A 13155-nucleotide genomic window follows, 5' to 3' on the forward strand; every position below is an offset into this window, starting at 1 on the left:
CATGATCGATATCCATGAGCGAGCCCCATACCAGCGCTACCTTGAGGGCCTGACACGGGGCGCACTGGTCTATCAGCATTGCGCACAGTGCCAGCGTGCCGTGTTTTATCTGCGTGTGTGCTGCCCGGCCTGTGGCTCGGTGCAACTCACGCTACGCGACAGTCAAGGGTTGGGCACCCTCTACTCCACCAGCGTGGTGTTCGACAAAGAGCATAACTACAACGTTGTGCTAGTCGATCTGGATGAGGGGTTTCGCATGATGAGCACCGTCCTCGACTGTGCAGAACCGAGCATCGGCGCCCGAGTCAAGGCGCGGGTCGAACATCAGCAGGGCGCAGGTCCCCGGGTGGTATTCGAACTGACGGAAGGGGACACGGTATGAGTGCGCATGTGTTGCGTGGTGCTGCCGCGGTGGTCGGGGTCGCCGAGTCCGACCTGGGCGATGTCGGCCCTAATCGGTACGCCATCGAACTGGCCGGCCAGGCGGCGGTACGCGCCCTGGATGACGCGGGGCTGGATACTCAGGATGTGGATGGCCTGTTCGGCTGTGTGACCGGCCGGTTCATGTCCAATCTGGACTTGGGTGAGTACCTGGGTATTCGCCCGCGCTACAGTGACAGCGGCAACATCGGCGGCAGCTCGTTCGTGTCCTATCTGCTGCACGCCGCCAGTGCGCTGCATGCCGGCTTGTGCGACACCGCGTTGATCGTCTACGGCAGCACTCCCCGTGCGGATGCCCAACGCAAGCTGCCACCCGGCGGATTGATCGAGCGGCCCAACTACGAAGCCCCTTACAACCCTCGTCACCCGGTGTCCGGCTATGCCCTGGCCACAGCCCGTCACATGCATGAGTTTGGCACGACCCGCGAACAACTCGCCCAAGTCGCCGTGGATGCACGTGCCTGGGCCCTGCTCAATCCCGTTTCGTTTTGCCACGACAAGGGCGCATTGAGCATCGCGGACGTGTTGAATAGCAAAATGGTCAGCAGCCCGTTGAGCGTGCGTGATTGCTGCCTGGTCACTGACGGCGGTGGCGCGCTGGTGCTGACCCGCGCCGAGCGCGCCAGGGACCTGCGCAAACCTCCGATTTACATGCTCGGGGCCGGCGAGGCCCACTCCCATCGCAGCATTTCACAGATGCCGGACCTGACCACCACCATCGCCACCGAGTCGTCGGCCCGCGCCTATGCTATGGCCCAGGTCACACCGCAGGACATCGACATTCTGCAGCTCTACGACGCCTTTACCATCAACACCATCATGTTCCTCGAGGACCTGGGCTTCTGTGCCAAGGGCGAAGGTGGCGCCTTCGTCGGGGCGGGCCATATTGGCCCCGGCGGACCGCTACCGACCAACACCAATGGTGGCGGCTTGTCCTATTGCCACCCGGGCATGTACGGGATTTTCGCCATTATCGAAGCCGTGCGCCAATTGCGGGGTGAAGCGGGTGCACGTCAACAGGCCAACCTCACACGCGCGCTGGCCCATGGCAACGGCGGTCAGTTTTCCAGTCAGGTCACGGCCATCTTCGGCACGCAGGCAGCACTATGAGCAGTGTCCTGCGCGAGCGCCTGGGCTCGGTGTTACTGATCACCCTGAATCGACCCGAATCGCTGAATGCGTTCAACGCTGATCTGCATCGCGAGCTGTCCGATGCCTGGCATCAAGCCAGTGACCCGCAGGTTCGTGCCGTGGTACTCACCGGCAGCGGCCGGGGCTTTTGCGCGGGCGCAGACCTCAAGGCCGAGCACTCGGCAAAAGACGCGGGGCACACCACCCTGCGGCACACCTTCAACGCCCATACCCTGGCCATGGCAGCGTTGGAAAAACCGGTGATCGCTGCGATCAACGGGGCCGCCGCCGGTGCAGGGCTGTCGCTGGCCTGTGCCGCCGATCTGCGGCTGGCTGCCAACACCGCCAAATTCGTCCCGGCATTCGTCGACATCGGCCTGGTGCCAGATGCCGGCGGCAGTTGGTTTATCACTCGCCTGCTCGGCTATGCCAGGGCCTTTGCCTGGCTGAGCAGCAATCATCGAGTGGATGCCGATCAAGCCCTGGCCTGGGGCTTGATCAGCGAAGTCCTCGAACCCCAGCAGCTGCTCCCCAGGGCGCTGCAACTGGCCCATGAGCTTGCCGCCAAGCCTGGCCGCGCCGTGGGGCTGACCAAGCGGCTACTGGCTCAAGCCTCGCGACAAAGCCTGGCCGAGCAACTGGAAGCCGAAGTCACGCTGCAGAACCTGGCCTTGCTCGATCCAGAGCGCGCTCGAGCCCGCGCGGCAATGCAGGAAAAGCTCACACGGCACTGACCCCTGCGTCTTTCACAATAAAAAGGAGCCCACAATGGCCGATTACGCACGCTTTCGCAGCATCCTTGCATACCAGCAAGATGATGTGCTGATCCTGACCCTCAACCGCCCTGAACGCCTGAATGCGGTGGGCGATGACATGCACGAAGGCCTGGAGGCGATTCTTCAAGACCTGTGCCATGACACCAGTGTCCGTGCGGTATTGCTCAACGGCGCCGGGCGAGCGTTCTGCGTAGGCGGCGATGTCAAGGCGTTCGCCGACACGGCGGCGGTAGAACTCACGCCTTACGAGTCCATGGCCCTGGTGACACAAAGCGCTGCACGCCTGATCGAACGCTTCATCGCGGTGCCACAGCCGGTGGTCGCCGCCGTACAGGGCTATGCCATGGGGCTTGGGGCGACCCTGGCGTTGATGTGCGATGTGCTGATCATCGCCGAGGATGCGCAAATTGCTGACACCCATGTGCCCATCGGCCTGGTGGCAGGGGACGGTGGCGCACTGGCCTGGCCCCTGGCGATGCCGTTCGGTGCGGCCAAGTATTACCTGATGACCGGCGAACGCCTAAACGGTATTGAAGCGGCCCGCCTGGGCCTGGCGCTACGCGCGGTACCCGCCGAGCAACTTCAGGATCAGGCCCTGGCCATTGTCCGGCAGTTGGCCGCCCTCCCTCCCCTTGCCGTGCAAGGCACCAAACGCACACTGAACCAGATCCTGCGCCAGCGCAGCCAATTGCTGACGGACACAGGGCTGCACCTGGAAGCCGCGACGTTCCTCAGCGACGACCATAAAGAAGCGGCGAGCGCATTCGTGGAAAAGCGCACCCCGACCTACCGTGGGCGCTGAGCAGAACGTGAGTGGCCGCACATCGAGCCCCGGCTGGCTAGACGGTATTTCCCTGGAGGTGCGCTGTCTGTGCATCATCAGCTTTGTATCGGCGATGGGCTTTGGCATCCAGTCGCCGGCCATTCCCGTGTTCGGCCAGTCGTTGGGCATGGGCAGCGCAATGATCGGCCTGATCATCGCGTCGTTCCCTTTTGCACGCCTGCTGATGGCTTGGCCAGGTGGAAGCCTGGTTAACCATCTGGGCGAATACCGGGTGCTCGGTGGCGGCCTGACGTTACTGGCGCTCAGTAGCCTCGGTGCTGGCCTTGCGGGTTCAGCTCAGGAACTGTTGGTGTTTCGCGGCCTATGCGGTGTGGGGTCTATCTTCTACAGCATTTCCGCCATGAGCCTGATGCTGCGCACCACCGATGCCAGCAACAGAGGCCGGGCGGCGGGGCTGTTCATGGGCGCCTACTATGTGGGAGCGGTGACCGGGCCGGCCATTGGCAGCCTGTTCGTGGGGATGTCCGTACGTTTGCCGTTCTTCATTTACGGTGCCGCCACAGGCGCAGCGGCGATCGTGGCGCTGGTGCTGTTGCGGCACTTGCGCCATCGGCGGTCGCCGCAAACGGCCCAGGCCCCAGCGTCGGTCGGCGTGGCCCAGGCCTTGCGTCTGACCTCGTACCGCGCAGCGCTGGCCAGCAACTTCGCCATTGGCTTCGCGGTGTACGGCGTACGTGTCTCGGTGCTGCCGCTGTTCCTGCTGGTGGTCCTACAGCAACCAGCCAAATGGATCGGTATCGGCCTGACGGTCGGGGCATTGGCGCAGACATTGCTCTTGCCAAAATCCGGCCAGTGGGCGGATGCCTGGGGCAGAAAACCGACCCTGATCCTGGGCCTGCTGCTGGTGCTGTGTAGTTTCCTGATCATCCTCGGTGGGCAATCCCTGACGGCCTACCTCATCGGGATGGCCGCCATGGGGCTGGGCACGGCTTTTTGTTCCACCAGCGCCGCAGCGATTGCCGGTGATACGGCTGATGGCCGCGGCGGCACGGTCATCGCCACCTACCAGATGTCGGCCGATCTGGGCATGGTTGTGGGGCCCGTGCTGATTGGCCTGATCGCCCAATACCAGTCTTACCCGATAGCCCTGGCTTGCACAGCGGCGCTGCTGGTACTCGCGACCCTCATCTCGCTCGCCATGCCGGGCAAGAGGCCTCAGGAACGCCACCGCGAGTAATCGGAGTCTCTCCCTGAGGGACCGTTCGACACCCCATTTAGCCACCCCGTAACAGGAGCCACCATGCCCAGCGAAACCCAAATGAAACACCACATGCAGGCCTATCTCGACGCGTTCAACCGCAACGACCTCGCCGCCGTTGTCGCGCTCTACTGCGACGACGCCACCGTTGAGGATCCGTATGGCACCCCCTTGAAAAGCGGCAAGCTGCAGATCGAAGCGTTCTATCGCCAGGCCATGAGCAACGGCGCTGTGCTCTCCCTTTCGGCTCCAATCCGGGCGTCTTACAGCAACGCGGCCGCCATGGCCTTTGACGCGGTGATCGACACGCCTCAGGGTGAAACACGGGTCAAGGTGATCGATGTGATGACGTTTACCGAAGACGGCCTGTTCAAATCGATGCAGGCCTATTTCGGCCCCGGCGACATCAGCGTACCCGTTGTGCCGTAGGCGCAAACGAATACGGGGCCGGGCACCGCCCGATCAAGACAGTTGCAAGCGAAGGCTCAAGGGAATGAGCAATAGCGCGGCAAGCAACGCTAGCCACAAGCCTGCCACCAGCGCCTGATCAATGCCGCTGAGCCCCAGGACTAGACCCAGCAACGCGCTCCCCATGGCGCCGCCGTAGGTGCGCGCTGTCGAAAGCAGCCCCGTGGCGGCACCGATATGCGCCATGGGCGCGACCATCTGCATGAACAGAACCTGGTTCTGATTGATGATCCCCAACCCCAGGCCAGACAAACCGAAACCGACAAATATGTGAAGCCGTGAACTGTCCGGGCCTAACGCCAACAGCAAAACACACCCCATAAACAGAAAGAGCGCACCCGCCGCCATCAGACGCTGAGGCCGACGCTGGCGATGAAACAGCAAGCCATTGAGCACGCTGCCCACCGGCAGGCCGACCAACATGGGAATCATCGCCACGCCCGCTTGCACCAGGCTGAGTTTGCTGACGGTGTGCAGCAGGATCGGGCTGTAAAAAAACAAAATAAACAGCACCGCACCGCTGAGCAACGTGGAAGCGCTGACGTGCCGAACCCCTTTGCTGCGCAGGATATCCAGTGCCAGAATCGGCTGTGCTACCCGAAACTGATGCCGCCACAAACCCACCATGGCGCCCCCGCACACCAGCAGCCAGCCGGCACAGAACAGCATCGCCATGGGAACGTGCGGCCGTATCTGTAAGGCCTGCAACGACGACACGATAAATACGCAGAGCAATCCGGCACCGACAAAGTCAAAGCGTTGCTCCTGCCGATGCAACGGCCTGTTGGCCGGGATAAAACACAGAATCGCCAGCACCAGGACGGCGGCCACCGGTACCACAAACAGTGCAGAACGCCAGCCGAACGCATCACTGAGCATGGCGCCCAACAATGGCCCCATGCTGCTCGCCAGCGCGAACATGACACCGCTGAGGCTTTGCCAGCGAGCACGCTGCGCCGGGTCCGGAAACACGTCGGCCGGAACGGCAAAGGCCGTGGCGGCCATCATGCCAATCGCCACGCCGTTGAGTACCCGCATTGCCAGCAACTGATCCATGGACTGCGCCAGGCCACACCCCAAACCGGCCAGGGCCAATAGCGCAATGGACAGTTGCAGCAGGTATTTACGCCCATACATGTCCCCCAGCCGCGCGGCGATCAACGTCGTGCAGGCACTCGCCAGCATCTGCAGGGTACCGACCAAGGGGAACCGCTCGAGCCCATGAAGCTCGGTCGACGCCAGCGGCAGGATACTGCCGCCGATGGTGGTCTCCAGGCCCAGCAGAAAGAGCACCGCATACACCCCACACATCGCACGAACGCGCTGTTGCGGTGAAAGATCGCCTGATAAACCAGCCCTGGATTGAATGCTCATGGGATGCCCTCAACGGTTTCGCACCAGTGTGAGCACTTCGCGCTCTAACCGCATGGTCCGCACAGACTATCCGCGCTTTTGTCACACACCAGCCCAGCCATTCAAAATGCTCGGTGGTAATCCGATAGGACGAGGGAGAGCGTTTAAGCGTGCGGCATTATTGCCGTAGAACCTGACAAGAGGACGGTCGAATGCCTCCCATAAACCCATCGGTAACAGCTGCTCCCCTCCACGCAAGCACTACCCGCCTGCAACGCCAATTGGCCGACAGGCTTTACCTTGCCCTGCGCGATGGCGTCGCGATCGAACCCCTGACCCGCGATCACTCGCTGAGCCTTGAAGACGCCTACCGCATCTCGCTGCAGATCATGGAGCGCCGCCAGTCCGACGGCGAAATCATCATCGGAAAAAAAATCGGTGTGACGAGTAAGCCCGTCCAGGAAATGCTCGGCGTCCACCAGCCCGACTTCGGCTTTCTCACCGACCGTATGCTGTGCGCCGACGCCTCGGGGGTCAGCCTCAAACAGGCCAACCTGATCCAGCCCCGCGCCGAAGGCGAGATCGCATTTATCCTCAAACAAGACCTGCTCGGCCCAGGGGTAACCCTAGAGGACGTGCTACGGGCCACGGAATTCGTGGTGCCGTGTTTCGAGATCGTCGACTCGCGGATCAAGGCGTGGCAAATCGCGATTCAGGACACCGTGGCCGACAACGCGTCCTGCGGCGTATTTGTCCTGGGGCAACAGCGCATCTGCCCGGCAGGTATCGACCTCGCCAACGTACGCTTGGACATGTCGCGCAATGGGGTGCTGCACTCCAGCGGACTGGGCTCCGCAGTACAGGGCCACCCGGCCGAAGCGGTGGCTTGGCTGGCCAATACGCTGGGCGCATTCGGCATGCCGCTACGCGCCGGCGAAATAATCCTCTCAGGGTCGCTGGTGCCCCTGGTGCCGGTGCAGGCCGGCGATCACTTCGAGTTGACGATCAGCGAAATCGGTTGCGCCTCGATTCATTTCACAGAATGAACCCGCCCTACACTGACGCGAGAACCTGGCCATGACACGCAAAATCAGATGCGCCCTGATCGGTCCCGGCAACATCGGCACCGACCTGCTCTACAAACTGCAACGCAGTGACATCCTTGAACCCGTGTGGATGGTGGGCATTGACCCCACGTCGGAGGGTCTGAAGCGCGCTCAGGAGATGGGCTTGAAAATCACCGCCGACGGTGTAGACGGGCTGCTGCCACACGTCAAGGCGGACAATATTCAGATTGCCTTCGATGCGACCTCTGCCTACGTTCACGCAGAAAACTCACGCAAGCTCAACGAGTTGGGCGTGTTGATAATCGACCTGACACCCGCTGCGATTGGCCCCTACTGCGTACCTTCAGTGAACCTGGTCGAGTACCTGGGCCAGCCGGTGATGAACGTCAACATGGTGACCTGTGGTGGCCAGGCAACCATCCCCATGGTCCATGCCGTATCACGGGTGCAGCCCGTTGCTTACGGCGAGATCGTCGCCACGGTTTCGGCACGCTCGGTCGGCCCGGGAACCCGCAAAAACATCGATGAGTTCACGCGTACTACAGCAGGCGCGGTGGTCAAGGTCGGGGGTGCCAAGGAAGGCAAAGCCATCATTGTGATCAACCCCGCCGAACCGCCGCTGATCATGCGCGACACCATCCATTGCCTGACCGAAAGCGAACCTGACCGCGACGCGATCACCCGGTCGGTGCACGCCATGGTCGAGGAAGTCCAGAAGTATGTGCCCGGCTACACCCTGAAAAACGGCCCAGTGTTCGATGGGAACCGCGTGTCGATATTCATGGAGGTGGAAGGCTTGGGCGACTACCTGCCCAAATACGCCGGCAACCTCGACATCATGACCGCCGCCGCCGCCCGCACTGCGCATATGTTTGCCGAAGCAATGCTCAAGTCCTAACCCATTTCGAGGGGAGATCGCCATGACTCACTTACGCGGAAAAAAAATCACCCTGCATGACATGTCGCTGCGCGATGGCATGCACCCGAAACGACACCAGATCAGCCTGCAGGAAATGATTGACGTGGCGACCGGCCTGGACGCTGCCGGGATCGAACTGATCGAAGTCACCCACGGCGACGGTCTCGGTGGGACCTCGGTCAACTATGGCTTTGGTGCACACACCGACGAGCAATACCTGCGAGCGGTGATCCCTCGCATGACGCAGGCCAAGGTCTCGGCCCTGCTGCTACCCGGAATCGGCACGGTCGATCACCTGCAAATGGCCTACGACTGCGGGGTCACGACCATCCGGGTCGCCACGCATTGCACCGAAGCCGATGTGTCGGAGCAACACATTGAGTACGGTCGAAAGCTGGGGATGGACACCGTCGGCTTCCTGATGATGGCGCACATGCTGGATGCCGACAGCCTGGTGAAACAAGCCAAGCTCATGCAGAGCTATGGCGCCAACTGTTTATACATCACTGACTCGGCCGGGTACATGCTGCCTGAGGATGTGCGAGTGCGCATCGATGCCGTACGCCAAGCGCTGGACCCCAGCACCGAGCTGGGTTTCCACGGGCACCACAACCTGGGAATGGGCATCGCCAACTCCCTGACCGCGATTGAAGCCGGCGCCAACCGCATTGACGGGTCCGCCGCTGGCCTAGGCGCGGGGGCTGGAAATACGCCGCTTGAAGTATTCAATGCGGTATGCGATCGCATGGGCATCATCACCGGGGTGGACGTGTTCAAGCTGGCAGATGTCGCCGAAGAGAAAGTCTTTCCGTTAATGGAACACATCGTTCGGGTCGACCGTGACTCGCTGATGCTTGGGTACGCGGGCGTGTACTCCTCGTTCCTGTTATTCGCCAAGCGCGCGGAACAGAAATACGGCGTGCCTTCCCACGAGATCCTACTTGAGCTGGGCCGACGCAAGACGGTCGGTGGGCAAGAGGACATGATCGAAGACCTGGCGCTGGACATGGCTCGCGAACGCGGTATCAAGCGCTGAAAGCCGCATCATTGCCACCCCGCTGCACGGGTTGCGCGGGGTGCATCCACATCGTCCGTTTTGACCATGACCGCCTCCCCTGTCCGTAACACAATTCACCCTAATGAACCCAAGCTACCGTCAGAGGAGCATTCACATGATCAACGACTTACAGACCCAGCAAAAAAATCGACAGCCCCTCCCTGAAACAACCTTGGACCCCAAAGAGTTCCGACAGGCGCTGGGGACCTTCACCACAGGCGTCACCGTTGTCACGGCGCAAGGCCTGGACGGCACGCCGGTGGGCGTGACGGCAAACAGCTTTAACTCCGTGTCTTTGAATCCGCCCTTGGTGCTCTGGAGCCTGGCGCGTAAATCACAGAGTTTGGCCGCCTTTGAAAGCGCCAGCCATTGGGCGGTGCATATTCTCGCCCACGACCAGAACCATCTCTCCGGGCGATTTGCCCGCAGCGCCAGTGGTGCGGAAAAATTCGACGGTATCGAGTACGAAGGCGGACTCGGTGCAGCGCCATTGCTGTCAGGATGCACGACTCGGCTTCAGTGCCGTACCGCGCACATCTATGACGGAGGCGACCACATTATTCTGGTGGGCGAAGTGCTCAAGTTTGATAAATGCGACACCCCTCCCTTGGTGTTCCAGAGCGGCAACTATGCCATTGCAACCAGTACCGCGCAGACGGTGATGCCGCCCGTTGGGGAAGATCCCCGTAACGTCAGCGAAAGCAGTTCACTCGGTTACTTGCTGGCGAGCGCCTATTTGCACTTTTCCGCCAAAATGCGGGAGCACGCCAGCGAACTTGAGCTCAACGACATCGAGTACTTGATACTCAACGCGCTCGGGACCCGGGAGGCGCGAACCTACCACGAACTGATCACGCTTGCGGCTTACACCGGCCGCTGCGTAGGGCGCGAATCGATCAATGACCTAGCAGCCCGAGGCATGATTCGCATTGACGATGAGCCCGACGAATCCAGCAGCCCTGCGGACCACGTCGATCACTCACATATCTATTTGACAGATGAAGGAAAAGTGCTGGTTACCCGCATAGCCAGAGAAAGCCAGCAAGTCGAGGAGAGCATGATGCAGCAGCTGGGAGTTCCCGAGACCATTGCATTGAGAACTCTACTGAGTCGCTTCGTGAGAATTCATAGCCCGTTGATTCCCTACCGCTGGTTCTAAAACGAACTCCAGCCCGCCAGGATAGATCAACAGTTTACTCATCCGTCGCTCAGTCATTTTGAGGTGGGGTCCATCCCACACCACGGGTTCATCATGACAAAGCGACGATGTTTGTCTCTCTGGGGGTGTCATGCAATCTCAGGCCGCTGAGACGGATTAGACGAACTCCGCTGCGGCCCAAAAAACTGATCGGATAACTGACCATCAGTCGATTGCTAATCGTTAATAGACGCCGAGTGCAAAGCGGGTAAACACCGACAATCACTAACTGTATTAAATGAGACGCCAGCAATGATAAACGCTGCCAGCGCCCCACCCCACTCCGGACTGGCTTCAGATTTAGCAAAAACAGCGTCCCTAATTTAAGTGCCCGCTTTGTTTTGGCTTTGCGGAGCTAAGTACATGCAGGACGGATACTACTGACTCATGCGAGACTCGGATGAGGTCAGAATAGTGTGCTTGAGCAAATCATAGGATTTGTTCGGAGCCTTTCTAGCGAAGGCGCTTCGAGCAGCGAGCCTGATGTATCACCCCAACCAATGCCAGAACCATAGCTGCTGCGCCCGTAGAGACAACTAAAACTTGATAGTCGGGCATGAATGACATCATTATCAAACATACAACGATAAAAATAATCACCAACCAAGTTAACCAAGGATACAACCACATCTTCAGAGGCATATCACCACCGAGCGCTTCAAGTTTTCGACGCATTTTCAACTGCGAACAAGCAATCACAAGGTACACCAACAATGCAATTGTCCCAGTCATATTCATAAGAGTATCCAATATATCTTTTGGACGCAGCACTTCACTAAAGTTAATTAAAGCAAGTGCAACAGCCACCAAACACGAACCAATAATGGCAAACATAGGTATACCGGTATTAGCTTTAGTCAGTTTAAAACATGAAGGTGCGTCGCCACGAGACGCTAACGAAAACAACATGCGCGAAGCGGTGTAATGAGCAGATATCAAACAACTACTAACAGACGTCAGCACCACAAAGTTCATTACAAACTCTGCACCTGGCACACCTAGCAGTTCTAGGGTGCGACGATAAGAGCCATAACCTGACTGACCAAGCATCGGATCGTTCCAAGGCACCAGGCATACAATTAGGAAGATAGACCCGACGTAGAATAGGCCCACACGCCACACTACCGACTTAGTAGTTTTTATAATCTGTTTCGCTGGATTCTCTGATTCCGAAGCAGCAATCGTGGCAATTTCCGCACCTAAAAACGCGAACATTACACCGAGCATTGCACCAACCACGGGCGCAATACCATTAGGCATGAAACCATGAGCAGTTAAATTACTAACCCCTTTTACTTCTCCGATGCTCCAAATATTCATTACTGCTAGCGTGCAAACAACCAGAAAACAAATAATTGCGACCACCTTGATCAGGGCAAACCAAAACTCAAACTCACCGTAATTTTTAACATTAAAAAAGTTAATACTTAGCAAAGCAAGAGTAGTAACAAGAACAAAGACATTAATACTAATACTTGGAAACCAACCGTTAAGAATTTTTCCAGCTACATATGCCTCCCAAGCCATGAGGGACACCCAATACCCCCAATATAACCAACCGATAGTGAAACCAGCCCAACGCCCTATTGCCCGATCAGCATAGGTGGAGAAAGAACCCGTATCAGGCGAAGAGGTTGCCATCTCACCCAGCATACGCATAATCAGCATCATCAAGATGCCACCTACGAGAAAAGCTAAAAACGCAGCAGGGCCAGCACTATGTATGACGCTGCCAGAACCAACAAATAAAGATCCGCCAATCACACCGGCGATAGACATCATAGTCAGATGGCGAGACTTCAACCCAGCATTAAGCTTGCTATTCTCACCACGCTGCTGTTCGATACTTAAGCTTGTATCCACTTTCAACCTCTCATTTGTTTGTTTTTATTTAGAGCTGAGCCTGCCTAGCAAGGTCTAACCGGAAGAACACCACGACAAACACAGACGCACGTTATTTAAGATTCAATCACTCTCAACTCCCCCCAAAAATTAGCTTTTATAAATGACCGCATCAACAGCTAAACCACCCACTTAGATTAGCGGATCAAAATCTGTTTTTTCAGCATTTAAATCGATGAACCCTCATCGCAGAATTAAGCTTCAGACCTCAATCAAGTATCTGAATACAACAACTCATTAGATGATAAAAATTTTTTGGGGGGGTGAGTTTTTGGCAACGTTATCGATCGCTTTGAACGTACAGGTCAAAACTGTTAACTGCTTCGACTGACGCTAAGACACACAACCGCACTTTTGGCTTCAGCACCTCGATAGAATAATGCTGCACAGTTTCTAAAATTTCAGTTTTTTTCTCTTCAGATTTTATATATGAATGATCGCCACCACAACCCTACGCAAAATAGGATGCTTTGCAGATTAGCTATGCCACCCTTCAATCAAGAAACATTTCACCTCGAGATCAAATCAACGCTGCACAACTACAAACAGTACCCTTCCACAATTCAACTCAATCGCACAACTCAAAACAATAGCACATCAATATATATGCTGCGCACACCGGCATTACATACGCCTGCAATATGGCCGCGAGCGCACAATCATCCACCAAGAACACTTGAATACTTCCCTACTACCAAAAAAACCAATCGAGCGAAATTTCCGATAAATGCCAATTGCGCACTTTTCTGAGATCTAACCTACCGCACTTAATGACACTAAATATAAACAATCAGGAGCAAG

Annotated in this window: 12 protein-coding genes; 10 read left to right on the forward strand and 2 right to left on the reverse strand. The window is 57.8% G+C overall.

The window, feature by feature from the left end; all coding sequences use genetic code 11:
* The first annotated feature begins 1 nt into the window (after nucleotide 1).
* The 6 genes from CF161_RS03315 (at nucleotide 2) to CF161_RS03340 (ending at nucleotide 4819) form a co-directional block, all read left to right on the forward strand.
* On the forward strand, nucleotides 2-382 hold the full coding sequence (locus CF161_RS03315) for a Zn-ribbon domain-containing OB-fold protein (protein ID WP_020295142.1): 381 nt from the start codon (nucleotides 2-4) through the stop codon (nucleotides 380-382).
* Nucleotides 379-1551 carry an acetyl-CoA acetyltransferase gene (locus tag CF161_RS03320; RefSeq protein ID WP_020295143.1) on the forward strand — a complete coding sequence of 391 codons (1173 nt, stop codon included), beginning with the start codon at nucleotides 379-381 and terminating at the stop codon, nucleotides 1549-1551. Before CF161_RS03315 ends, CF161_RS03320 begins: the two co-directional genes overlap by 4 nt.
* Nucleotides 1548-2306, forward strand: a complete 759-nt coding sequence (locus CF161_RS03325) for an enoyl-CoA hydratase/isomerase family protein (RefSeq protein ID WP_020295144.1) — start codon at nucleotides 1548-1550, stop codon at nucleotides 2304-2306. Before CF161_RS03320 ends, CF161_RS03325 begins: the two co-directional genes overlap by 4 nt.
* A gap of 34 nt (nucleotides 2307-2340) precedes the next feature.
* Nucleotides 2341-3150, forward strand: coding sequence for an enoyl-CoA hydratase/isomerase family protein (locus tag CF161_RS03330; RefSeq protein WP_020295145.1), 810 nt, complete (start codon nucleotides 2341-2343; stop codon nucleotides 3148-3150).
* 7 nt (nucleotides 3151-3157) lie between these two features.
* On the forward strand, nucleotides 3158-4369 hold the full coding sequence (locus CF161_RS03335) for an MFS transporter (RefSeq protein WP_156882648.1): 1212 nt from the start codon (nucleotides 3158-3160) through the stop codon (nucleotides 4367-4369).
* A 63-nt stretch (nucleotides 4370-4432) separates the two neighbouring features.
* The gene (locus CF161_RS03340; RefSeq protein WP_020295147.1) at nucleotides 4433-4819 is read left to right on the forward strand and encodes a nuclear transport factor 2 family protein; all 387 of its coding nucleotides are present in this window, start codon (nucleotides 4433-4435) and stop codon (nucleotides 4817-4819) included.
* A gap of 33 nt (nucleotides 4820-4852) precedes the next feature.
* Here the strand turns inward: CF161_RS03340 and CF161_RS03345 are convergent, their stop codons facing one another.
* Nucleotides 4853-6232 carry an MFS transporter gene (locus CF161_RS03345; RefSeq protein ID WP_084471635.1) on the reverse strand — a complete coding sequence of 460 codons (1380 nt, stop codon included), beginning with the start codon at nucleotides 6230-6232 and terminating at the stop codon, nucleotides 4853-4855.
* A gap of 191 nt (nucleotides 6233-6423) precedes the next feature.
* Here CF161_RS03345 and CF161_RS03350 point away from each other — a divergent pair, with 191 nt between their 5' ends.
* The 4 genes from CF161_RS03350 (at nucleotide 6424) to CF161_RS03365 (ending at nucleotide 10413) form a co-directional block, all read left to right on the forward strand.
* Nucleotides 6424-7257, forward strand: coding sequence for a fumarylacetoacetate hydrolase family protein (locus tag CF161_RS03350; RefSeq protein ID WP_084471637.1), 834 nt, complete (start codon nucleotides 6424-6426; stop codon nucleotides 7255-7257).
* 31 nt (nucleotides 7258-7288) lie between these two features.
* Nucleotides 7289-8176 (forward strand): acetaldehyde dehydrogenase (acetylating), encoded by an 888-nt coding sequence (locus CF161_RS03355; RefSeq protein ID WP_020295150.1) that lies wholly within the window; start codon nucleotides 7289-7291, stop codon nucleotides 8174-8176.
* Nucleotides 8177-8198: 22 nt separating this feature from the next.
* Nucleotides 8199-9233, forward strand: coding sequence for a 4-hydroxy-2-oxovalerate aldolase (gene dmpG, locus CF161_RS03360; protein ID WP_020295151.1), 1035 nt, complete (start codon nucleotides 8199-8201; stop codon nucleotides 9231-9233).
* A 136-nt stretch (nucleotides 9234-9369) separates the two neighbouring features.
* A complete protein-coding gene (locus CF161_RS03365) occupies nucleotides 9370-10413 on the forward strand; it encodes a flavin reductase (RefSeq protein WP_020295152.1) in 1044 nt (347 codons plus the stop codon).
* Nucleotides 10414-10905: 492 nt separating this feature from the next.
* On the opposite strand, the gene CF161_RS03370 is transcribed toward CF161_RS03365, so the two are convergent.
* Complete coding sequence (locus CF161_RS03370) at nucleotides 10906-12315, reverse strand: amino acid permease (RefSeq protein ID WP_043228519.1); 1410 nt, start codon at nucleotides 12313-12315, stop codon at nucleotides 10906-10908.
* Between the last annotated feature and the right edge of the window lie 840 nt (nucleotides 12316-13155).

It is taken from the genome of Pseudomonas sp. CF161 (assembly GCF_000416215.1).
Lineage (GTDB): Bacteria > Pseudomonadota > Gammaproteobacteria > Pseudomonadales > Pseudomonadaceae > Aquipseudomonas.

Coding starts and splice junctions, on each gene's coding strand:
- CF161_RS03320 (WP_020295143.1), top strand. CDS start 379: ATGAGTGCGCATGTGTTGCGTGGTGCTGCCGCGGTGGTCGGGGTCGCC.
- CF161_RS03365 (WP_020295152.1), top strand. CDS start 9,370: ATGATCAACGACTTACAGACCCAGCAAAAAAATCGACAGCCCCTCCCT.
- CF161_RS03355 (WP_020295150.1), top strand. CDS start 7,289: ATGACACGCAAAATCAGATGCGCCCTGATCGGTCCCGGCAACATCGGC.
- dmpG (WP_020295151.1), top strand. CDS start 8,199: ATGACTCACTTACGCGGAAAAAAAATCACCCTGCATGACATGTCGCTG.
- CF161_RS03325 (WP_020295144.1), top strand. CDS start 1,548: ATGAGCAGTGTCCTGCGCGAGCGCCTGGGCTCGGTGTTACTGATCACC.
- CF161_RS03315 (WP_020295142.1), top strand. CDS start 2: ATGATCGATATCCATGAGCGAGCCCCATACCAGCGCTACCTTGAGGGC.
- CF161_RS03330 (WP_020295145.1), top strand. CDS start 2,341: ATGGCCGATTACGCACGCTTTCGCAGCATCCTTGCATACCAGCAAGAT.
- CF161_RS03345 (WP_084471635.1), bottom strand. CDS start 6,232: ATGAGCATTCAATCCAGGGCTGGTTTATCAGGCGATCTTTCACCGCAA.
- CF161_RS03350 (WP_084471637.1), top strand. CDS start 6,424: ATGCCTCCCATAAACCCATCGGTAACAGCTGCTCCCCTCCACGCAAGC.
- CF161_RS03340 (WP_020295147.1), top strand. CDS start 4,433: ATGCCCAGCGAAACCCAAATGAAACACCACATGCAGGCCTATCTCGAC.